We start from the raw sequence: 395 nt of genomic DNA on the forward strand, positions 1-395 counted from the left end.
CCCGTAGCCTGTGAATGGGCACGGACTACGGTACTGTCGMCCATATGCTGCCAGTTATCGGTCAGGTCGAGGTCTATCAGGGTTTGCAGCAGAGCATCCCACACCCCCTGCTCAGCCCAACGCCGGAACCGGACATAGACCGAGTTCCATTTGCCGTAGCGCTCATGCATGTCCCGCCACGGACAGCCTGTGCGCAGAACATGCAGCATACCATTGAGAAACAGGCGGTTGTCTCCAGCTGGTCGAGCCCAACGTCCGCGCTCAGGCGGCAGAAGCGGACCAATTATCGCCCATTCCTGATCCGTCAGATCACCTCGTGCCATGCCCGCTCCACCGTACCGTCTGCGTTGAAGCAACCAGTGAATCAGATCTCAGGATGAGTGTATAGACCTTTT

The 395-nt window shown here is 57.9% G+C and carries 1 protein-coding gene; it reads right to left on the reverse strand.

The genetic code is table 11. The annotated features are described in order from the left end of the window. Nucleotides 1-323, reverse strand: a 323-nt coding sequence (locus tag KP705_RS18730; protein ID WP_215765393.1) for an IS5 family transposase, incomplete at its 3' end; no start/stop codon positions are given. Between the last annotated feature and the right edge of the window lie 72 nt (nt 324-395).

It is taken from the genome of Gluconobacter sp. P1D12_c (assembly GCF_018812105.1).
Classification (GTDB): Bacteria; Pseudomonadota; Alphaproteobacteria; order Acetobacterales; family Acetobacteraceae; genus Gluconobacter; species Gluconobacter oxydans_A.